Below are 20,910 nucleotides of genomic sequence, written 5' to 3'. Positions count from 1 at the left end.
CACGCCCCACCCTGAGCCCGAAGGCCTGCCGGCGAACAGCCCTCCGACAGATCGGGCCCGCCGTCGGCGGCTTCGGCGTCTCACAGATGACCGGCAGTCCGGAGATGGGCGGGGTGCCACCCACCAAGCGCACCACCGTGCGGCCCCGCGGAAGTGCCCGGCGCCGTACGCGGAGTTCACCGCGACCGCGACGGAGAGGGCGGACCAAGCAGTCTGCGTGCCCCGCCCCGTTGAAAGGCGAGGCGGGGCACGGGCGGGTCGTCAGCCGCCGAGGGCTACACACTGGCGCAGCAGGGGCTCCAGGCGCCTGTCTTCGCCGTCACGGTCAAAGACCTGCAGAGCGTCCAGGCACCGAAGGACCCAGCGGGCCTCGTCCTCGTCGTCGAGCCGACAGGCGATGGCCGTGAGGGCAGTGGCCTCGTCCGTCCAGTCCCCGCCGAACTCGGCCGCGACCGCCTGGTATCCGGCGGCCAGTAGCCGATGTGCGTACAGGGCCGACGCGTCGACGAACTCGCGTGCCCCCACCGGGTCCTGGACCAGCTTCGCCTGACGTTGCAGCGCCTCCTCCGGGTCCGCGAGTTCCCGGTGCAGCCGGTGTACCCGGTCGACGAGGAAGGGCCACCCCCCGGTCACGGCGTAGAGTCGCTCCACGCGCTCGTCGCTGTCGAACACCTCGGCGTCCTCGACCCGCTGCGCCCACCCTCGCAAGCTGCGCCGATCGTGTCGACGCAGGATCACCGGGCTCGCTGACGTACGCTCCTCGCCCATGAGCAGGAGGCGCCAGAGGTCGAGTTGTCCGGTGTCCGTCACCAGCACCACCGCCCGGGTGACTCCCGGAGTGACGGGGAGCAGCGACTCCGCCAGGTCCACCGAGTCCCGGCAGGTGTCGGGCTTGGCCGGGTAGCGGGCGAAGTCGCTGATGATGACCCGGCGTTCGTGATGCCGGCCGCCCAACAGCTCCTGCTTGAACACGCTGGGCCTGCCGATAGGAGGAAGCGTCCAGTCGGCGATGCGGCCGGCAACGGCACGCAGAGTGTCCCCCACGTCCTTGATGCCGGTGGCGAGCGTTCCGAGGACGACTCTGGTCTGGTTGGCCCGCTCCCCGAGGAGGTCGTCGAGCTGAGTGATGGTGAGCGGAGCAAGACGCCCGTCAGACAGGTCGGGTCGGCCCTCCAGCACCGTGCTCTCGCCGAGCTCGCACTCCTGCTCGGCGCGGAGCAGACGGGCCTCCACTTCGTGAGAGCTTCCGATCATGCGCAGAGCGTTCGGCCCCCGGAGATGCCATCCCTGCCCGTCATGGTTGGGCGCCAGCACTCCGAGCCCGACCATCTCCGAGAGGTACGCACGGAACCCCTCGGTGTCGAGCTGCTCGAAGCCCCGCTTCCACCAGGTCTCGCACTCCTCGCGCAGTTCGGCGTCGCTGAGCCGTACCTCCAGCCCCAGTCGCCGCGCGTGGTAGGCGAGGACGTTGGCGATCACGTCGTAACGGTGGTCGAGACTGAGAGTGTCCTTGAAGGCCGCGGAAATACCTGCGCGCAGCCCCGCATCGGCCTCGACCACCTCGATGTCGCCGGCGTCCACGGTGTACGGCGGGCCCTCGGTCCCACGTCGCGCGCGCTTGCGGTGCATCACCTCGACAAGACGGTGGCCGAACATCTGCAGGAGGAACGGCTGGTACGAGCAGTAGCCGAGCACCCGGTTCACCATGTCCACGTCGGCGAACTCGAAGCCAAGTGCCCGCATGGGTTCGACGAGAAGGTCGGCGGCGAACTGCGGAGCCAGCGGGCCGATCACCTTCGGGGTCTGGGCGAGGTGGCTGAACGGCCCGTTGCTCGCCATCTTGGAGAACCTCTGCACGGAGTGCAGGCCCGCGAAGACGACCTTGACCCGGTCCTTGGTGTCGGAACCAAGCCCCTTGAGTCTCTTCGTCTGGTCGAACCGCGGGGCGTCCGCCTCGAAGAACTGGTCGCACTCGTCCAGCAGGATCAGCAGTCGACGCCGCGAGTCCTCCTGGACCCATTCGCGGATACCGGCCCGGACCCGGTCGGCGACGTCCTTCTTCTGCGCCTTACGCCCCGAGCAGCGCCCCAGCACCTCCGCCTCGGTGAGTTCCCGCTCCAGGACGCTCCAGAGTGCCTCTGGCCCGAACGAGCTGCCCTTGCCGATGTTCTCCTGATCGAGGTTGACGTACACCGACTCGTGATAGCCGGGACGCTGCTCGGTGAAGCGTTCACCGGCGTCGCTGAGCAGCGCCGACTTGCCGAGACCGCGTCCGCCGAAGATGACCTGGGTCCCCCGGGGATCGAGGATGCTCTTGCGTTCCGCGTCCCGCCCGTAGAACATCTCTCCGCCGATCCGGCCGCGCTTCTCGCGAATGTAGGGGTTCACGCCGGAGAACGGGAGCAGGATCTGCGTGGCGGTGCTGACCTGCCGGTTCCCGCGCGCTGCGAGGTACGCCAGGGCGGCGTCATCCACGACCAGCAACGGCTGGAGGCGGTCGGAGCCGGCCGCGAGTTCGGTGCGGGCCTCCTGGCCGAGCGTGCCGAAGTAGGCGATCAGGAGGCTGGTCTCGCTGGGGTCGCGTGAGGCGAGGCTCATGACGACCTCCGCGGGCGGCCTTCCCCAGAGCATCAGCACCCGGAGGTTGCCGCCCTGCTCCTTGATCTGCGAACCGAACGCGGGCACCTTCGCTCGGCCGTTCACCTCCACTCCGGTGACCTCGAAGAAGCGGTACTCACGACGCTGGGGCGACAGCTCCTCCAGGGGCCGTGCGCTCTTGGCGTCGTACCCCAGCAGTTTCAGCGCCGGGAGAAGCTTGAGCCTGGCATTGATGTTCGGCCGGTCCTTCGGCTCGGTCGCTCCCAACTCGCGCCACTCGTCGAGGGCGTCCGCCGCCAGTCCGGCCTCGTCGTCGGAGAGACTGCCGTAGTCGAGAACCGAGACGGTGGAGTGCCGCCCGCCGGAGCGCACCAGCCCGACCAGAGGGGAGTCGATGCCCCTGGGCAGCCGGTCGGGCACGATGGGGAAGAACTCCGTCAGATGGGACTCGCCCGCCTCGATCTCCGGGACGGGCTCCCCGATCTCCAGGAAGTAGACAAGGTCGGCCGCGGTCGCCAGGCCGCCCGTGTCCAGGTGGCGCAGGACCTGCGACCGCTCGTCCTCGGTGATGTCGAGGGCGGCGAGCCGCGCGCGGATTCGGTCGGTGGCCTCACGTCGGAACTTGGGCAGATCGGTACGGACCGCGTCGAGGGCTCGTCGTACATCGACCAGGTCCCGCCGCTCACCGTCGTCCAGAAGCGTGCGCGCGTCCGCCAGGAGCTCCTGAATCCTCAGGTCCTGGTCGTCGGTGGCGGCGCCATCCGCCTGGGCCCGGTGGAGTTCGGCCACAAGTTCGTCATGCTCCTGGCAGAGCTCGGCCCTCCGGGCGTTCTCTCGCTCCGCGATCCCGGCCAGCGTCTCCTCGTCGAACGACGTGGTCCCGATGGCGGGAAGAACGCCCAGGGCGGCGAGTTCCACGATGGTCCGTGCGGCCGTGAACGCGTCGCCCCCGAGCCGCTCCCGCAGTCCGTCCTGCCAGCTCCGGTCCACCGCGATGAGCAGCCGCTCCGGCGAGGGAGGCTCGTCGACCGCGTCGGAGACCTTGAGCAGCTCGGCGTCGAGGATGGTCTCAGGGGCCAGGAACGGTCCGGCGTGGTGGGCCGTGGCACCGCCGGTCAGGAGACCGAAGAGTTCCGCCATCGAGTCGTGAGCGGCGGCGGCCGCCGCCGCTGCCGAACCAGGTCGGCCGGCCAGCGCCTCCAGCTCCGCGAGCACCGTGTCACGTCGCGTCAGCATCAGGCGGCGCAGCGCCGAGATCTCCTTAGCGGCCCGGTTTTTGTCAGTCCGTTCACCTCGGCGGGCCCCTTCGGCGGTGAGACACCACTCCTTGGCCAGTCCCACCGAACGCTCGACGAGGTGTACCAGGTCCTGGCGTCCCGAACCCTGGAGCGGTTTGCCGCTGGACGGCCGGTGGTCGCGGTCCATGCGGTCGATCTCGTTGTTGAGCTCGGACTGCTTGGAAAGGCGTTCCACGGTCTCCCGCACGGCCGGAAGACGCTCGCGGTCGTCCTCGACGACCGCCGTCAGCAAGGTACCGAGCAGCCCGCCCTTGGGGGAGAGCCACCGCTTCGCGATATCCGTCGCCCGGGCGAACCGGAGGCGCTGCGGAGCGGCGAGGACGGCGCACTGCTCGCGCAGCTCACGCAGCCGTGCCTCCGTCTCGGACGCGTCCGCGATGACGACCAGCGGAGAGGCAATCATCAGGGCCCCGCTCAGCGCCCGGTCGGCGACGGTGGTGGCCACCTCCGCCAGCCCGTCCGGGAGTCGGTGCACCATGTTCTTCAACTGCGCACCAGCCACGTGATCACCAGTGACCAGTGCCGCCTTCAGCAGCGCCGGCAACAGGATCAGTTCGCTGCCCTCCGCCTCCTGGCCGGTGAAGCCGCTCTGCTGGCCGAGCAGGTCCGCGACGAGCCGCGCTCCCTGGCTGCTTCCGGACGTCAGCAGCGCCGCCGCACCGGCCAGCCGAAGGGCGACTACCTGGGACTCCGGCCGTCCCGCCACGCGTGCCAGATGATGGGCCAGGCCGAAGCGCCGCTCGGTCACGAGCCGGGCCAGAGCCCGGTCGGTCTCCCCCTGGACGTCTCCCAGGGAGGCGGCCTCCACCGTTGCACCCGGGACGGCACCTCCCTGCCCGCCCGCAGTTTCACGGACCGTGGCGGTGGTGTGTTCCGCAGGGTGGGTCTGCCCGCCGGGAGCCGGTGCCGGCGAGGTCGCAGCCGGCAGCCCCTCACCCGCGGCGGCGGCAGGGACCGACTCGGGTTCACCCTCCTCGGGGACCGCACGACCGGAGGACACCACAGGGGGCTCCGGAGCCGGCCCTCCCCCGTGTGGCCCAGGTGGCACGGAGGTCGTGGTCCCCGCCACCGGGCTGGGGGGCTCCGTGGCGGGCTGCTCGGCCACGGCCGGGTGCTCCACATCCTGTGACTCCCGTGCAGGTGCGGGCTCCTGTTGCTGCTGCGCCGGAATCACGGCGGGGCTCCCCGGCTCCGGCGGGACGCTCCGGGCACCGTCCGTCGGAGGTACCGGCCCGTCCGAAGGCAGGGTGACGGGCTGCTCCGGTCCGGTCGGCGCGGGCTCCTCCCCGGTGGGCACGGTGAGCAGCGGTGCCATCGCCACAGCCGCTGCGCAGGAGGGGACGGCTCGTACCACCTGCTCCTGGAGTGCAAGGATCTCCGCTGCGGCACCGTCGCGGTGCCCCAGGCTGATGAGCTGTGCGAGGCCGACGAGAGCGGCGCCCTCCTCACGGTCCGCCGCCTTCCACACGGGCAGGGCGAGCAGTCGCCGGGCGCACTGGCGCACGGTTTCGGCTGCGGGTTCCGCCGCCGAAACCGAACCGTCTGCCGCGCCGCGGATGGCGAGGAGTGCGTGGAGCCCGCGCCGTACCGCCTCGTCGCGCTCCTGCGCCTGTGCATGGGTCTTCGCGGCACGCGTCAGGTCCGCCAGTCGCGGCGACTCCGCCGCCACCCCGGCCCCGGCGAGGACGGCACGCGTCCGCTCGACCGCAGCGGGGACGCAGTCCAGCGCAGACAGGTGCGCGCACTCCGGTGCCCGCCCGTCGTCCAGGGCGGTGGCCACTTCCTGGACCGCACGAACGGCGTCCTCGAAGAGGAGGGCCAGCGTCCGGCAGGCATCCTCAGGGGTTTCGGTTCCGCCCTCGGTGCCCCCAGCAGCGGGCAGCACCCCGTTCACGGGGCTGGACGCGTCGTCCGAGGCGGTACTGGTCTTCGTCGACGCGTCCGGGAGTTCCTCCTCGCGGTCGTTCGCCTGACCGCGTGGCGGCCGCTCTCGGTAGTGGTCCGTGGGTGATCGGTGTTCACCCACACCGTCATACGGCGGCACGTACTCGGGATACGCCTTCACGACCAGCGAGGCGGCGGCGCGCAGGTCGTCCAGCAGCTTCGCCTCCGGCCCGTCCGAGGCGAGGGCGAAACAGCCGTGGGTCACGGCCCAGTCGATGAGGCGGGCATCGGCGACCGAAGCCTGGCACCACGCGAACACCGCGGCCCCGACCAGGGTTCCACCCCAGCGGGACAGCAAGGCCGAGCCCCCGGTGTCAGGGCCGGACACCGCCCTTTCCAGGTCGCTCAGCACAGTCCTGGTCAGCGTCATGAGTCCCCACCGGCAGGTACGCTGCCGGGCGTCACGACGCAGCCTGGTGAGGATGTCCTGGCACAGGGCGGTTCCGGCCCGACGCGGGGCAGCCATCCTGATGCCGAGGTGGCGAAGGAGTCCTTGACGGTCCTTGGGCCGCAAGGAGTTGAACGCCAGTTCCACCATTTCGACGGTCAGGTCGTCGAGGGCGGACGCGGCGGGGTGGTCGAAGGCGTTGAGCGACGCGGCCAGAACCTCCAGGCTCTCGGCCGCTACGTCACTCGGGGACAACGGCGGCCCCGGGACGACGCGATAGGGCTCCTGCATGAACTGGTTCTCCGTTCTGTGGTGGTCGTCGGTCCGGTCCGCCTCGCGCGCGGTAGACACGGGCGCGAGGCAGGCCGGGTGATGCGGCTCGGGGTGCCCGCGAACCTCTTCGGTCAGCCGCCCCGCGTGTGCTGGGTCACGAAGGTGTAGCCCTCGGGGAGTTCCCAGCCGTCAGCCTTGCCCAGCCGACGGCAGTACTCCGTGAAGGCTGCGCGCTGCGCCTGGCTGGGCGCGTATCCGGGGAGCAGGCGGCGGAGGTGTCCGGGGACGTACTGGACGCCGCGCACCCCCTCCTCCTGCGGGTCCGCTCCTCCCCACGGCTGAGGGACACGTGCCTCCACAGGGCGGTAGCCGATGAGCTCGATCTCCGGCTCGCCGGTCCGGCGAGGGAAGCGCGGCTGTCCCGTGCGGTCCCGGCTGCCTGTGGCTGGTTCGAGGAAGCGCTCTGCGAGAAGTTCCTCCACCGCTGTCTCCAGGACGACGGTCTGGGCCCGGGAGGGGCCGCGCCCATAGGCAGCGAACGGCAGCACCGAGCGGTCGAGCAGGGCATGACCGTCCGGGGTCAGCAGTCCGCAGCGGCGGACGGTCCGCAGCACCAGTTGCCTGGGGGGAAGCCCGACGGCGGTGTCGCTGTCGCGGTCACTGCCCGGCGCGTCCTCACGGGTGAGCACGCGAGGGTCGTAACAGTGTCCGACCGTGCGATCGCCGAACCGTACGGGCCGGTCGAGGCGGGTCGTCACGGCACGGAGCGTGCGGCTTGCCCGGCCCCAGTGGACCTGGAGCACCAACCCCGGCCAGAACTGCCGAGGCCAGGCCACGCCGGTCACCCGGTGCAGGGTGCCGTACCTCTCCGCTTCGGTGCTGTGGACCGAGACCTCGGCCCCCGCCTCGCCGTGGTAGGCCACCTCCAGCCGGACGGAAGCCGTTGAGCCTCGCGTACCCGTCAGCTCCTCGACGACCTGCGGGTCGAGCGGAAGCCAGCCACCGCGCAGGTGCGCGAGTCTCAGCGGCTGACGCCAGACGATCTCCGCGTCGTCGGAACGCAGCAGCTCGCTCAGCCCGAGGTCCGCCTCATCGGCGAGCTCGACGTCGACCGGTTCGGCGTCCCTCTCCGTGGTGGCGGCCCATCCGCGCCCGGCGGGGATGAGGGGATCGCCTGATTCCCCGGTGCCCGGGTAATGGGAGCGCCAGATGCCGCCCCCCTCGAAGGCGTCGTCCAGCCCGACGCTCACTCCGCCCGCGAACAGGCCCTGTCTGCTGTCCCGTCGGACGGCGTCGGCGACAGCGAGGTTCGCCCGGCAGACCGCGGCGGCGTACCCGGCGCCGCTCAGCAGCCGCCGGGCTCCGGGCACCTCTCGCAGCCGGGGCCCGATCGCCGTGTAGGCGGTCGTCGGCGCGTTGCGCCCCGACCGCCGCCGTGACGACGGGGCGGCGGCCCGCTCGACGGCCTTCACCAGCGATCTCATGTCGTCGCCGCCGAGCGGCCCAGGCTCGCGTCCCCACCTCGCCAGGGACTCCTTCGTGACCGCGTACGGCCCCCACATCCGGAGCCGGTCGCTGGTGGCGAGGGCACGTCTCACCGTCTCCAGAAGACGGCGGAGTCCTTCACGAAGTGGAGTCTCTCGGGCACTGCCGACGAGTTCGGCGAGGGAGACCGGGACGAGCGGGCTCAGCAGCTGCTCCCGTGCGGTGGTCAAGAGGTACTCGGCGTACGCCTCCAGGTCTCCCCGCCGGGCCGCCTCCTGCGACGGGTAGCGGGCGTCGACCACGACGTGGCCGTCTTCATTGATCCACCGCTGCTGGCTACGCCACCGGTGCAGCCGGGCGGGCGAGGGGCTCAGTCCGGACCCGAACGCGTCGACGTCGAGCACCAGCAGTTCACGCCTGTGCGGGCAGCGGCTGGTTTCCGGCCTGCCCGGACCTTCTGCCCCCGCGGGAGCGCCGGACACCCACGAGGGAACCTCACCGAAGTCCTGAAGTCCGGCGTGCGCCCCCTCCTTGTGCACCAGCTCGGCGAAGAGCGGCTGCGACTTCGTGGTGACCCCCACCATGGCCCCCACGGGGAGAGCCGGCGCTCCTTCCCCCAATGTGACGACCGGGAAGTCGTCGAGCCGGAGCGGGCTACGCCCGTATCCCTCGCCGTCCAGGGCATAGCCGAAGTAGACCGCGTTGAACGCGACGGACACGTGCACCGGAGACGGGCGAAGTCGTGTGACCGCCTCCAGATAGCACTGGAGCGGACTTCCCACCACCCCGGAGTCGGGGGCTCCCAGAGCCATGGCCGGCGAGAGCAGCCGTTGTTCGCCGTAGGGGTCGGGGGCCGCAGGCTGTTCTCGATCAGCCCGCGGCCCCGACCCGACAGAACCCTGCCACTCTTCCCGAAGCTCCGCCGTCACGTCCCTCAAAGGTCTTCAAACACCCCTCCGGTCAGGGTCCCGCGCCCCTCGTGGCCAGTCCGGCCCGCGTTGTCCCAGCAACAGCAACTTCGCCCAGTCGGCGCCGGTTTCGGGCCGAGCGTTGCCCTGTGAAGGCTATGCCCATCTTCGTCGCCAGGACCTGGTTTTCTTCACGTTCGCGGAAAGGACAGATCATGACGCCATAGGCCAGGCACACGAAATAGGCCAGGCACACGAACACCGGCCACGTGCCTGCGCGAAGCACAGCGGCTGCGAGCACGCGGCCCCTTCGCCACACTGTCCGGAGCAGCCCTGGCCGCAGCTGCCTCAGTGAGCGCCCCTCGATGCAGCGCACGGACGCCTCCTTCAGCAGATCCGGGCGGCTTTCGGGCGCCCTCGACGCCAAATCGGGCGTCCACAAGTCCGCGCCAAAGCCCACCACCCCCCTGACCAGCCCCGCCCACCCCGCCCGAACGGGCAAGAACGGGCAGTGGCCGTCCCGCGCAGGAGGTGGCCGGGACACCGGGTCTGCTTGTACAAACGACACGTGAGCCCGAACGGACTGGCGCGGGCCGCGCAGTGGACCCGAAGCAAACCGGAAGGGCGCCGTGGGCACCGAGGAACGCCGCAGAGGGATTCTCCACACGGCCCGCCGCGACGGCTCGGTGGAGGTGAACGCGCTCGCTGCCCTGTTCCGCGTCGCGAAGGAGACCATCCGCCGTGATCTGCACGTACTGGAGGAGCACGGTCTGGTCCGCCGCACCCACGGCGGGGCCTATCCCGTGGAGTCGGCGGGGTTCGAGACCACGCTCGCCGTCCGCACCACCCGCAACGTGCCGCAGAAGTCGCGGATCGCGGCGGCCGCGGCCGACCTGCTCGGCGACGCCGAGACCGTCTTCGTCGACGAGGGCTTCACCCCGCAGCTCGTCGCCGAGGCGCTGCCGAAGGACCGCGAACTGACCGTCGTCACCGCCTCTCTGGCCGTCGCGACCGCGCTCGCCGGAGCGGAGAGGACCGCCGTGCTGCTGCTCGGCGGGCGGGTGCGCGGCGCCACCCTGGCCACCGTCGGGCACTGGGCGGGGCGGATGCTCGGTGACTTCGTGGTCGACCTGGCGTTCATCGGCGCCAACGGCGTCTCCCGCTCGTACGGGCTGACCACCCCGGACCCGGCGGTCGCCGAGGTGAAGGCGCAGGCGGTGCGCTGCTCGCGACGGCGGGTCTTCGCCGGGCTGCACACCAAGTTCGGCGCGGTGAGCTTCTGCCGGTTCGCCGAGGTCACCGACTTCGAGGCCATCGTCACCGACACCGGCCTCACCTCCGCCGAGGCCCAGCGCTACTCCCTCCTCGGACCCCAGGTCATCCGCGTCTGAGCGGAACCGCCCCCACCCGCCTGCGCACGGCACCGCTCCCCGCGAGTGCCGGGGCGCGATCCGCCGTACCCGCCCCTCCCCCACCGAGCCGCGACCCCTCAGGAGTTCCCATGGCCCACCCGCGACCACGCCACGGCCCGCGCCGTCTCTCGCGCACCTCGGCGGCGGTGGCCGCGCTGGCGCTGCTCTCCGGATGCGCCGGGGCGGGCGGCACCTCGTTCGGCGGCGGCGACGCGCTCAACGTGCTGATGGTGAACAACCCGCAGATGGTCGAGTTGCAGAAGCTCACCGCGAAGCACTTCACGAAGGAGACCGGCATCAAGGTCCACTTCACGGTGCTGCCGGAGAACGACGTGCGCGACAAGGTCAGCCAGGACTTCTCCCACCAGGCCGGCCAGTACGACATCGCCACCATCAGCAACTTCGAGCTGCCCTTCTTCGCCAAGAACGGCTGGCTGCGCGAGCTGGACGGCTACGTCGCCGGCGATCCCGGCTTCGACCAGGACGACATCCTCGCCCCGCTGCGCGAGTCGCTGACCGCCGAGGACGGCAAGCTCTACGCCCAGCCGTTCTACGGCGAGTCCTCCTTCCTCATGTACCGCAAGGACGTCTTCGAGGAGGAGGGGCTGACCATGCCGGAGAAGCCCACCTGGAAGGAGGTGGCCGAGCTGGCCGGGCGCACCGACGGCTCCCGGCCCGGGATGAAGGGCATCTGCCTGCGCGGCCTGCCCGGCTGGGGCGAGGTCATCGCCCCGCTGACCACGGTGGTCAACACGATGGGCGGCACCTGGTTCACCGAGGACTGGGAACCGCAGCTGACCTCACCGGAGTTCAGGAAGGCCACCACGTTCTACGTCGACCTGGTCCGCTCCCACGGCGAGCGCGGTGCCCCGCAGTCCGGGTACGCCGAGTGCCTGAACAACATGACCCAGGGCAAGTCCGCCATGTGGTACGACGCCACCGCGGGCGCGGGCTCCCTGGAGGCGTCCGGCTCCCCGGTGAAGGGCAAGATCGGGTACGTACCGGCGCCCGTCGAGCGGACCAGGAGTTCGGGGTGGCTGTACACCTGGGCCTGGGGCCTGCAGAAGGCGTCCGTCAAGTCGGACGACGCCTGGGAGTTCATCTCCTGGGCCTCCGGCAAGGAGTACGAGGAGCTGGTCGGCGCCACCAGCGGGTGGTCCGACGTGCCCGCCGGCAAGCGCGCCTCGACCTACGCCAACCCGGAGTACCGCGCCGAGGCCGGCGCCTTCGCGGAGGTCACCGAGGAGGCCATCTCCTCCGCCGACCCGAAGAACCCGGGGACGCAGCCCCGTCCGACCGCCGGCATCCAGTTCGTCGGCGTACCGGAGTTCACCGATCTGGGCACCAGGGTCGCGCAGGAGGTCAGCGCCGCCATCGCGGGCCGCCAGTCGGTGGACGCCGCGCTCGCCACCTCCCAGAAGCTGGCCGAGAAGGTCGCGGAGGAGTACCGATGACCCCATCCACCGCCCCGGCGAAGGCACCGAGGCCGCCCGCGACGGCGCCCCCCGCTCCTTCGCGCGGCAGCCGGGCCAAGGCGTGGGCGACCCGGGCGCCGCTGCTGCCCGCGCTCGTCTTCCTCGTCGTCGTCACCCAGCTGCCCTTCGTGGCGACGCTGGTCCTCTCCCTCTTCGACTGGAACGCCCTCAACCCCCGGAAGCGCCACTTCACCGGCTTGTCCAACTACGCCTCGGTCTTCACCGACGCCGCCCTGCGCGACGCGGTGGTCACCACGGTGATCCTGACCGCCTCGGTGGTCCTGGTCAGCGTGGCGCTCGGCCTCGGCTTCGCCCTGCTCCTCAACCGCAGGTTCTTCGGCCGGGGCATGGTGCGCACCCTGCTCATCACGCCGTTCCTGCTGGTGCCGGTCTCCGCCGCGCTGCTGTGGAAGCACGCCCTGTACAACCCGGAGTACGGCCTGTTCAACGGCGCGCTCAACTGGTTCGGCTCGCTCTTCGGCATCGAGGAGGTGGTCCAGCCGGACTGGATGTCGTCGATGCCGCTGGCCGCCGTGGTCGCCGCGCTGGTGTGGCAGTGGACGCCGTTCATGATGCTGATCCTGCTGGCGGGACTCCAGAGCCGCCCGGACGACATGATGGAGGCGGCCCGCATCGACGGCGCCGGGCGCTGGCAGATGTTCGCCTACATGACCCTGCCCCACCTGCGCCGCTACCTCGAACTGGGCATCCTGCTCGGCTCGGTGCACATCGTGCAGAACTTCGACGCGGTCTTCACCCTCACCTCCGGCGGCCTCGGCACCGCCAACCTCCCCTACACCGTCTACGAGACCTTCTACCGGGCCCACGAGTACGGCCTGGCCTCCGCCGTCGGCGTCGTCGCGGTGATCGGTACGGTGCTCATCGCCACCGTGGCCCTGCGGGTGGTCTCGTCCCTCTTCCGCGAGGAGGCGAGCCGCGCATGAGCGCCTCGACCACAGCCCCGGTCACCCCACCGCGCCGCCGCGCCACCGGCGTCGCCGTCACCGCGTGGGTGCTCGCCCTGGTCTTCTGCTTCCCCGCCCTGTGGATGGTGCTGACCTCCTTCCACGCGGAGTCCGATGCGGCCACCAACCCGCCGTCCTTCGCCGCCTCCCTCACCCTGGACGGCTACCGCACCTTCTTCGGCGGCGGTGGCGGCCCGACCCCCTGGCCCCCGCTGGTCAACTCCCTGACCGCCTCCTTCTTCTCCACCGTGCTGGTCCTGCTCCTCGCCCTCCCGGCGGCGTACGCCCTCTCCATCCGGCGCGTGCGCAAGTGGACCGACGTGCTCTTCTTCTTCCTCTCCACCAAGATGCTGCCGGTGGTGGCCGGGCTGCTGCCCATCTACCTCTTCGCCCGCAACACCGGACTGCTCGACAACATCTGGCTGCTCGTCCTGCTCTACACCTCGATGAACCTGCCGATCGCGGTGTGGATGATGCAGTCCTTCCTCTCCGACGTGCCCGTCTCGATCATCGAGGCGGCCCAGGTCGACGGGGCGCGGCTGCCGACCGTGCTGAGCCGGGTGGTGGCACCGGTCGCCGCGCCCGGGATCGCGGCCACCGCGCTGATCTGCTTCATCTTCAGCTGGAACGAGCTGCTCTTCGCCCGGGTGCTGACCGGCGTCGTCGCCTCGACCGCCCCCGTCCACCTGACCACCTTCGTCACCAGCCAGGGCCTCTTCCTGGCCCAGCTCTGCGCCGCCTCGGTGGTCGTGTCCCTGCCGGTGCTCGCCGCCGGCTACGCCGCCCAGGACAAACTCGTCCAGGGCCTCTCTCTGGGAGCAGTCAAATGAAGGCAGCCATCGTCGAGTCCGTCGGCAAGGTGTCCCTCACCACCGTGCCCGACCCGGAGCCCGGGCCCCGCGACGTGGTCGTCAAGGTCGCCTCCTGCGGGCTGTGCGGCACCGATCTCCACATCCTCCAGGGCGAGTTCGCCCCGACGCTGCCGATCGTGCCGGGCCACGAGTTCGCCGGCGAGATCGTCGCCACCGGCGCCCGCGTCAGCGGACTCGCCGTCGGTGACAAGGTCGCCGTCGACCCGTCCCTGCACTGCCACGAGTGCCGGTACTGCCGCTCGGGCCGCGGCAACCTGTGCGACGACTGGGCCGCCATCGGCGTCACCACGGCCGGCGGCGCCGCCGAGTACGCCGTCGCCCCCGCCGCCAACTGCGTCCGCCTGCCCGAGCACGTGGACGTCCGCGACGCCGCCCTCATCGAGCCGCTCTCCTGCGCGGTCCGCGGCTACGACGTGCTGCGCGGCAACCTCGGCTCCGAGGTCCTCGTCTACGGCTCGGGCACCATGGGCCTGATGATGCTGGAACTGGCCAAGCGCACCGGCGCCGCCCGCGTCGACGTCCTCGACGTCAACCCGGACCGCCTGGCCACCGCCGACCTCCTCGGCTGCTCGGCCACCGCCGCCCGCGCCGAGGAGTTCGACCGCCCCGGCGGCTGGGACGTCGTCATCGACGCCACCGGCAACGCCCAGGCCATCCAGGACGGCCTGGGCCGCGTCGCCAAGGGCGGCACCTTCCTCCAGTTCGGCGTATCCGACTACGCCACCACCGCCGTCATCGAGCCGTACCGCATCTACAACCAGGAGATCACCATCACCGGCTCGATGGCCGTCCTGCACAGCTACGAACGCGCCGCCGCCCTCTTCGCCTCCGGCCTCCTCGACCCGTCGGTCTTCATCAGCGACCGGCTGCCGCTGGACCAGTACCCGGAGGCGATCGAGCGGTTCCGGGCGGGAGAGGGGAGGAAGATCGTGGTGGAGCCCTGGGGGTGAGGGGGGCGACCGGCCCCGTCCCGGGTGAGCGGGCGGGGCAGCCCTTGCCGCGCCGGCCTCACCCGCCACTGGTCGCGGCGAGCACGCGGGGCCGGAACCGCAGGACGGCGTCGGCCACGGCGTCGAGGTGACTCTCCAGCAGGAAGTGGCCGCCGTCGAGCAGCACCACCTCCGCGTCGGGGGCGTCGCGCCGGAACGCCTCCGCACCGGCCGGCCCGAAGATCTCGTCGTTCCGCCCCCACACGGCGAGGACGGGGACACGGCTGGACCGCAGCCACTCGTGCACCGCCGGATACCGGTCCCGGTTGCCGGGATAGTCGCCGAACAGGGCGAGCTGGGCCCGGGCGGCCCCCGGGCGGGCGAGCAGCGCCAGATCGTGCTCCCAGGCGTCGGGGTCGATCAGACTGGGGTCGGGGACGCCGTGCGTGTACTGCCACTCGACCGCCTTCCGGCTCAGGGCCGGCCGCAGTCGCTCCAGATTCTCGGCGGTGGGCTCGTCCCCGTAGGCCCAGACGGGCTCCCAGAACTCCGGTACGAAGCCCTCCTCGTAGGCGTTGCCGTTCTGGGAGATCACGGCGGTGACCGCCTGAGGGGCCGCCAGGGCGAGCCGCCAGCCGATCGGGGCACCGTAGTCCTGCACGTAGATCGCGTAACGGTGCACGCCGAGAGCGGTGAGGAAGCCGCGTGTCACCTCGGCCAGCGCGTCGAACGTGTAGGGGAACTCCGTCGCGTCGGGCGCCGACGAGCGGCCGAAGCCGATGTGATCGGGCGCGATCACCCGGTACGGGCCGGCCAGCGCCGGGATCAGGTGCCGGAACATGTGCGAGCTGGACGGGTAGCCGTGCAGCAGCAGGAGGACGGGCGCGTCGGACGGGCCCGCTTCGCGGTAGAAGACGGTCAGGCCCCCCACGTCCACGGTGCGGTGGTGAACAGCGACCACGGTAACCCCTTAACTCAATTTAACTGGTTAGGTTATGCTCATCATGCACAGAGCCGCTTGGGGCGTCAAGGAGAGTGAGCCGTGACCGGGACCGAGGACGAGGACCTGCTGCTCGCCGTGGTCAACAGCGCCCCGGTGATCGGCGGACGCCCGACGGACGGCCTGGACGCACCGAACGCCGCGGACTGGGCACGCTCCCTCGGAGGGTCGGGCACCGACGCGGAACGCGAGCGCCTCCGCGAGGTCCGCGACACCCTGCACCGACTCATCCGGGGCACCTGCGAGGACGTCACCCCCCTCACCTCCGCACTCGCCCGGGCCCGCCTGCGCCCCGCCGTCTCCCCGGCGGGCGTGGACTGGCGGCTGGAGGCACCCCCAGACGCCGCACTCGCGGCCCGGACCGTCCTCGCCTGGTCCCGCGTCACCACCGAACTCCCCCACCGCCTGCGCCCCTGCGCCAACCCCGAGTGCAACCTCTTCCTCATCGACCACAGCCGCCCCGGCACCGCCCGCTGGTGCTCCATGGCGACATGCGGAAACCGGATGAAGGCGCGGGCTCACGCCCGCAAGGGGCGAGGGGAGGGGTGACCGCCCCCCCCTGGCGTCGGCCACCGGCTCGCGGACCCCGGGCCCGCCCCCGGCCTGCCGGTCTCACATGCGGAGGATGAAGTGGGTGTCGCCCCGGCCGATCATCTCGGTGGGCTCAGCGGGCGGGGCGGTACTCCATCTGAGGATCTCCGCCGTGAGGTCACCGTCACCCGCTGGGCGAACTGACCCGGGCGACCGCGCCGAAGACCGCTCACCGGCGTAACTGGATCATGGCGACGAGGCCCAGGCCGGTGCCTGCGCCGGCCTCCCGGTCCGGTTCGCGTGCGCGTGGACGGTGACGTCCGCCCCGAGCAGGTCGAGGGGCCTGGCCGCCGCCGCGCCGCCGGTTCCCGCGTCGCCGATCGCTGTCTTCAGGCCCTACAGGTCCGAGGACCGCATGGGGGAACTCCCCTACTGATGGGCGATCAGGAGGCGGGCGCGGTCGCCGCGAAGACCGCCTGAATGGCGGTCTCGCCGAGGCCGACCGCACGTGGGTTCGGGATCAGGACGTCGAAGAGATGGTTGGCGATGCCGGCCCTTGACTCCGGGCCGGCCCGGCGGGGAGCAGTTGGCGTCCGCCGAGGGGAGGACCTGGCGGGCGGCGGCCGTCGTCGATGAACCGCAGGAAGGGTCCAGGCGCTCCTTGTGGAGGCGGGCCCAGAACGGCGGGCCGGGAAGCTGTGCCTCGTAGCCGAGTGGCCCGCCGCCCGGTCCGTGGACCCGGCGCCGCTTCGGGGCTGGTCTCCCCGTACCGCTGCCCGAGCCTCTTCCGCAGGCGTGCGGGTCTGCGCGCCGCCGGGCGAACCAGGGTGCCGCCCGTACGGAACCCCCGCCGCGGCACGCCCGCCGGGCCCCGGGCTGGTGTGCCCTGGGCCCGGAGCGCCGGCTACTCGGTCTGGGCGACGGCGACCGTGGGTGAGGTCCGGGAGGCGCGGAGGGCGGGCACCATCCCCGCGGCGGCGGTCACCAGGACGAGGGCGGTGAAGACCGCCGCGAGTTGCCCGGTCGGCACGGTGAACGGGGCGCTCGCCTCGGCGACACGGACCACCAGCCAGGAGTACGGCACGCCGAGGGCCAGCCCGAGGATTCCGCCCAGGGCTCCGTAGAGCGCGCATTCCACCGTGACCATGCGGTGCACGGCCGCCCCGCTGAGCCCCAGGGCCCGCAACAGCCCGAACTCCCGCTTGCGTTCGACGACGGTGAGACTCGCCGTGGTCGCGACTCCGGTGACCGCCACCAGGACGGTCAGGCCCAGGACCATGATCACTGTCGTGGCCATCGTCCGCAGGTCGTCCGACGCCCCGGCCTGTTCGGCGGTGTCCTCGGCGAGGACGCGGCCGTCGCCTCGCTCCGGGCCGGTCAGCGTGTCGGTGACGGCCCGCCGGCCGTCAGTCCGCCCCTGCGCACCGTCCTGCGAGGCGTTGGCGGTGACCCTGGTGGGCGCCGCGGCCATTCCCATCCGGGTGAGGTCCGCCGCGGGGACGAAGAAGTTCCCTCCGTAGGGGCCTGCTCCGGGCAGCGTCGCCGCCACGGTCAGGTGGACAGGCCGGCCCTCGAACGTCAGGGTCACACGGTCGCCCGCCCCGACGCCGAGCTCGTGGGCGTGGTCGGCGTCCACGACGACGTGGGCGGGTCCGAGGCCGTCGAGGGAGCCGGTACGGGCGGCCAGCCCCACACCGGAGCGGACGGCGGCGAGGTCGAGGTCGGAGATCGTCGCGCTGCGGGCACCGTTGACGACCTCCGCCGTGCGGAACGCGGTCACATCGGCGAGTTCGCGGCGGGAGGCCAGATCGGCGGCCAGCGACCGGTCCAGCGCACCGTCGTCTCTCGCGTACAGGGAGAAGTCGGCGGGCGCCTCCACCGCCTGCCGGTACCGCTCGTGGGCGTTCAGGGAGGCGAGGCAGGTCAGGGTCGCGCCGACCAGGCAGACGCCGAGGGCTACGACGACCGAGACCGAGGCCGCCCGTCCCGGCGCACCGCCGACTCCCGCCACCGCGAGCCGGCCGGCCGCACCGGTGCGGCGCAGGGGCACGGCGACGGCCGACAGCACCGGCCGGATCAGGCGCGGGCCGAGGGCGATCAGGGCCAGGAAGGCCAGCCCGCCCGAGAGCACCACGACGGTCAGTGCCTCGAACCGGTCGAACCCCGTGTCACCGGGCTCGGGCAGCGCGCCGTACTGCTGCCAGGCGAGGAAGGCGGCGCCCACCGCGCACAGCAGGCCGAGCGCGGTCCGGCCGACGCCGTGCGCCCCGCCCTCCCCGGACGCCGCGCTGCGCAGGGCCTGCAACGGGGAGACCCGCGAGGCGGTCAGCGACGGGGCCAGGACCGCCAGGACCGCCAGCAGGCCGGTGCCGGCGACGGTGAGGAGGGCTTCGCCGAGCGGGAGGCCGGAGGGGGCGAACAGATCGTTCCCGAACCGCCGGGCGGCCGGGGGGACGAGTTGCCCGCAGCCCCAGGCCGCCAGCACGCCGGTCGCGCCGGCCAGCAGGCCGACCGCCGCCCCTTCCGCGACGAGCGCGGCGGCGAGGCGTCGCGGGGACGCCCCGACGGCGCGCAGCAGTGCCAGTTGGCGTACGCGCCGGGCGAAGACGATGCGGAAGGTGGACGTCGCGACGAGAACGGCCGCGCCGACGGCGACGGCGAGGAAGACGGCGACCAGCTCCAGGGAGTCCTTCGCCTCCGCCACCGCCTCACGGGCCTCCTCGTCGCGGACCTCGTCCCCAGGCCGCACCCGTGCTTCGGGCACCGCCCGCCGGACCCGCTCCACCAGCTCCGTCAGCTCCGCCGCCGAACCGGACGCAACGGACGTGGTGCCGGTGCGGATGTCGACGCGGGAGTACCCCGGTACGCCGAGCAGATTCCCGAGGTGGGCGCCCGGGGCGTAGCCGGTGGGTTCCTCGTCGGCCGTGGTGGTGCCGCGGACGATGCCGCTGACCTCGACCGTGACCCGTCGGGTGCCGTCGCCGTCGGGTTCGGGCCGCAGGAGGGTGAGCGACGCTCCCGGAGCGAGCCCGTACTCCCGCGCCGCCCGCGTGTTGACGGCGAGCCGGCCAGGGCCGGACGGGTACGCGCCCTCGACCAGCCGGACGTGCGACAGGGCGCCGGTGCCCGGGTCCGCGGAGAGCGCGAGGTAGCGTTCGACGGCACTGCCGTCCAGCGGGGCGCCGTCCTCGATCCGGCCGACGGCCTCGGTGACTCCGGGGGTCCGGCGGATCTCCCGGAGGCCCGCCTCGCCGATGTCCGGCCCGTCGTCGCCGGGCGTGACCACCACCGACACGGCTTCGGGTGTCCCGCGGAACGTCTCGACGGCGGTCGCGGTGATGATCTGCTGGGCCACGACGGCGCCGAAGACGACGAACGCCGCGATGAACAGCGACAGTCCGGTCGCCGCGAACCGTCCGGGCCGCCTCAGGAGTTCCGCGACCTGGGAGCCCAGGACGGTCGCGCGCCACGGGTTCCTCATCGCCGCCTCCCCATCACGTCGGTGGCGAGTACGGCGGGCCGTGCGGGGGAGGTGGCGTACTCGTCCTTCACCACGCGTCCGTCCGCGAGGGTCAGGGTCCGGTCCGCGAACCGCGCGGCCGCGGGGTCGTGGGTGACCATCACGACCGACTGGCCGAGGTCGTCGACGGACTGCCGCAGCATGGCGAGGACCTCGCCGCCGGCCCGGGAGTCCAGGTTGCCGGTGGGTTCGTCGGCGAAGACCACGGCGGGCCGGGCCACCAGCGCCCGGGCCACGGCGACCCGCTGCTGCTGCCCCCCGGACAGCTCGGCGGGGCGGTGGGACATCCGGTGGGTGATGCCGAGGACCTCGCAGAGATGGTTCGCCAGGTCGCGGTCCGGGCGCCCGCCGGACATGGTGACGGGCAGCACGATGTTCTCGTAGGCCGTCAGCTGCGGCAGCAGGTTGAAGGACTGGAAGACGAACCCGATCCGCTCCCGGCGCACCCGGGTCAGCTGCCGGTCGGAGAGCCCGGTGAGTTCCGTGCCGTCCAGGACGACGCTGCCGGAGGTGACGGTGTCGAGTCCGGCGGCGCAGTGCATCAGCGTCGACTTGCCCGACCCGGAGGGGCCGACGACGGCGGTGAACCGGGCGCGTCCGATGCCGACGGACACGGCGTCGAGGGCCCGCACCTCGGTGGCGCCCTGACGGTAGGTCTTCACCAGGGCGGTGGCGGTGATGACGTCGTCCGATGTGTGGCCGCGGGCGGCGGCGCGGTCAGCCATGAGAGCAGTCCTCCCGACCCGGTCAGGAGCCGAGCGGCGGCATGGTCAAGGTGACGCCGGATTCCGAGCAGTGCCCCCTCGCCTTCTCCTGGAGGTTCTGCACGTCCTTCGCGGACGGTGCTTCCGGGGACTTCTGGGCGGTCGCGAGGGCCCAGCCCTCGTACTGGGCGACCTTGATTCCGAGGTAGCCGTCCTTCATCTGCGCGCGGCGCTCGGTGCCGGTCTCCCGCCACCACTCCTCCGCCTCCGGCGCGGGGCCGGTGGCGATCTCCCCGCCCTCGGTGACGATGCGCTGTGCCAGCCGGCAGTCCTCGGCGGACGCCTGGCTCAGCTCCTGGCGGTCCTGCCACCAGTAACCGGCCCCGACGGCCAGCGCCGCGACGATCACGGCCGTGGCCGCTCCGATGACAAGGCGCTTCCGCTTGCGGTCGGGCGTGGCGGGCACGGCGGGCGTGGCGGGCAGGGTGGGCGTGTTGTTCATCGGGTCCTCCGGTGTGTTCTCGGCCGCGTTCGGCGACAGTGAGAATTCTGGAGTTCGACGGCTTCCGGGACATCGGCCACGGACCCGAGATCACGGGCGGTGGAAC

General features: G+C 72.1%; 12 protein-coding genes. 6 read left to right on the top strand and 6 right to left on the bottom strand.

Going from position 1 to position 20,910, the window contains the following annotated elements; translation table 11 throughout:
* Window positions 1-261: 261 nt before the first annotated feature.
* Together ACSLIC_RS21655 and ACSLIC_RS21650 are read right to left on the bottom strand one after the other, a co-directional pair.
* Window positions 262-6,579, bottom strand: coding sequence for a hypothetical protein (locus ACSLIC_RS21655; RefSeq protein WP_436739366.1), 6,318 nt, complete (start codon window positions 6,577-6,579; stop codon window positions 262-264).
* 53 nt (window positions 6,580-6,632) lie between these two features.
* The gene (locus ACSLIC_RS21650; protein WP_436739365.1) at window positions 6,633-8,798 is read right to left on the bottom strand and encodes a hypothetical protein; all 2,166 of its coding nucleotides are present in this window, start codon (window positions 8,796-8,798) and stop codon (window positions 6,633-6,635) included.
* A 725-nt stretch (window positions 8,799-9,523) separates the two neighbouring features.
* Here ACSLIC_RS21650 and ACSLIC_RS21645 point away from each other — a divergent pair.
* The 5 genes from ACSLIC_RS21645 to ACSLIC_RS21625 all read left to right on the top strand — a co-directional run bounded on the left by ACSLIC_RS21645 (window position 9,524) and on the right by ACSLIC_RS21625 (window position 14,568).
* A complete protein-coding gene (locus ACSLIC_RS21645) occupies window positions 9,524-10,285 on the top strand; it encodes a DeoR/GlpR family DNA-binding transcription regulator (protein WP_436739364.1) in 762 nt (253 codons plus the stop codon).
* A gap of 110 nt (window positions 10,286-10,395) precedes the next feature.
* Window positions 10,396-11,760, top strand: a complete 1,365-nt coding sequence (locus ACSLIC_RS21640; protein WP_436739363.1) for an ABC transporter substrate-binding protein — start codon at window positions 10,396-10,398, stop codon at window positions 11,758-11,760.
* Window positions 11,757-12,725, top strand: a complete 969-nt coding sequence (locus ACSLIC_RS21635; RefSeq protein WP_436739362.1) for a carbohydrate ABC transporter permease — start codon at window positions 11,757-11,759, stop codon at window positions 12,723-12,725. Before ACSLIC_RS21640 ends, ACSLIC_RS21635 begins: the two co-directional genes overlap by 4 nt.
* Window positions 12,722-13,576 carry a carbohydrate ABC transporter permease gene (locus ACSLIC_RS21630; protein ID WP_436739361.1) on the top strand — a complete coding sequence of 285 codons (855 nt, stop codon included), beginning with the start codon at window positions 12,722-12,724 and terminating at the stop codon, window positions 13,574-13,576. The genes ACSLIC_RS21635 and ACSLIC_RS21630 overlap by 4 nt, the downstream gene beginning before the upstream one ends.
* On the top strand, window positions 13,573-14,568 hold the full coding sequence (locus ACSLIC_RS21625; RefSeq protein WP_436739360.1) for a zinc-dependent alcohol dehydrogenase family protein: 996 nt from the start codon (window positions 13,573-13,575) through the stop codon (window positions 14,566-14,568). The genes ACSLIC_RS21630 and ACSLIC_RS21625 overlap by 4 nt, the downstream gene beginning before the upstream one ends.
* Before the next feature lie 58 nt (window positions 14,569-14,626).
* Here ACSLIC_RS21625 and ACSLIC_RS21620 read toward each other — a convergent pair whose 3' ends face one another.
* Window positions 14,627-15,508: an alpha/beta fold hydrolase gene (locus tag ACSLIC_RS21620; protein WP_436739359.1), complete on the bottom strand. Its 882-nt coding sequence runs from the start codon at window positions 15,506-15,508 to the stop codon at window positions 14,627-14,629.
* Between the two features lie 81 nt (window positions 15,509-15,589).
* On the opposite strand from ACSLIC_RS21620, the gene ACSLIC_RS21615 reads away from it, so the two are divergent.
* Window positions 15,590-16,096 (top strand): CGNR zinc finger domain-containing protein, encoded by a 507-nt coding sequence (locus tag ACSLIC_RS21615; RefSeq protein WP_436739358.1) that lies wholly within the window; start codon window positions 15,590-15,592, stop codon window positions 16,094-16,096.
* Between the two features lie 886 nt (window positions 16,097-16,982).
* Here ACSLIC_RS21615 and ACSLIC_RS21610 read toward each other — a convergent pair.
* From ACSLIC_RS21610 to ACSLIC_RS21600, 3 genes are read right to left on the bottom strand one after another with little or no spacing between them, the layout of a single operon-like run.
* Window positions 16,983-19,559, bottom strand: coding sequence for an FtsX-like permease family protein (locus ACSLIC_RS21610; protein ID WP_436739357.1), 2,577 nt, complete (start codon window positions 19,557-19,559; stop codon window positions 16,983-16,985).
* Window positions 19,556-20,323: an ABC transporter ATP-binding protein gene (locus ACSLIC_RS21605; protein ID WP_436739356.1), complete on the bottom strand. Its 768-nt coding sequence runs from the start codon at window positions 20,321-20,323 to the stop codon at window positions 19,556-19,558. Before ACSLIC_RS21605 ends, ACSLIC_RS21610 begins: the two co-directional genes overlap by 4 nt.
* A gap of 22 nt (window positions 20,324-20,345) precedes the next feature.
* Complete coding sequence (locus ACSLIC_RS21600; RefSeq protein ID WP_436739355.1) at window positions 20,346-20,804, bottom strand: hypothetical protein; 459 nt, start codon at window positions 20,802-20,804, stop codon at window positions 20,346-20,348.
* Window positions 20,805-20,910 lie beyond the last annotated feature (106 nt).

It is taken from the genome of Streptomyces sp. BBFR102, assembly GCF_051397025.1.
In the GTDB taxonomy this organism is placed as follows: domain Bacteria; phylum Actinomycetota; class Actinomycetes; order Streptomycetales; family Streptomycetaceae; genus Streptomyces.
This window is presented reverse-complemented; position numbering and strand designations above follow the sequence as displayed.

Excerpts from the sequence above, each read along its gene's own strand:
- ACSLIC_RS21650 (WP_436739365.1), bottom strand. The coding sequence starts at position 8,798 with ATGGCTCTGGGAGCCCCCGACTCCGGGGTGGTGGGAAGTCCGCTCCAG.
- ACSLIC_RS21640 (WP_436739363.1), top strand. The coding sequence starts at position 10,396 with ATGGCCCACCCGCGACCACGCCACGGCCCGCGCCGTCTCTCGCGCACC.
- ACSLIC_RS21635 (WP_436739362.1), top strand. The coding sequence starts at position 11,757 with ATGACCCCATCCACCGCCCCGGCGAAGGCACCGAGGCCGCCCGCGACG.
- ACSLIC_RS21630 (WP_436739361.1), top strand. The coding sequence starts at position 12,722 with ATGAGCGCCTCGACCACAGCCCCGGTCACCCCACCGCGCCGCCGCGCC.
- ACSLIC_RS21625 (WP_436739360.1), top strand. The coding sequence starts at position 13,573 with ATGAAGGCAGCCATCGTCGAGTCCGTCGGCAAGGTGTCCCTCACCACC.
- ACSLIC_RS21610 (WP_436739357.1), bottom strand. The coding sequence starts at position 19,559 with ATGAGGAACCCGTGGCGCGCGACCGTCCTGGGCTCCCAGGTCGCGGAA.
- ACSLIC_RS21605 (WP_436739356.1), bottom strand. The coding sequence starts at position 20,323 with ATGGCTGACCGCGCCGCCGCCCGCGGCCACACATCGGACGACGTCATC.
- ACSLIC_RS21600 (WP_436739355.1), bottom strand. The coding sequence starts at position 20,804 with ATGAACAACACGCCCACCCTGCCCGCCACGCCCGCCGTGCCCGCCACG.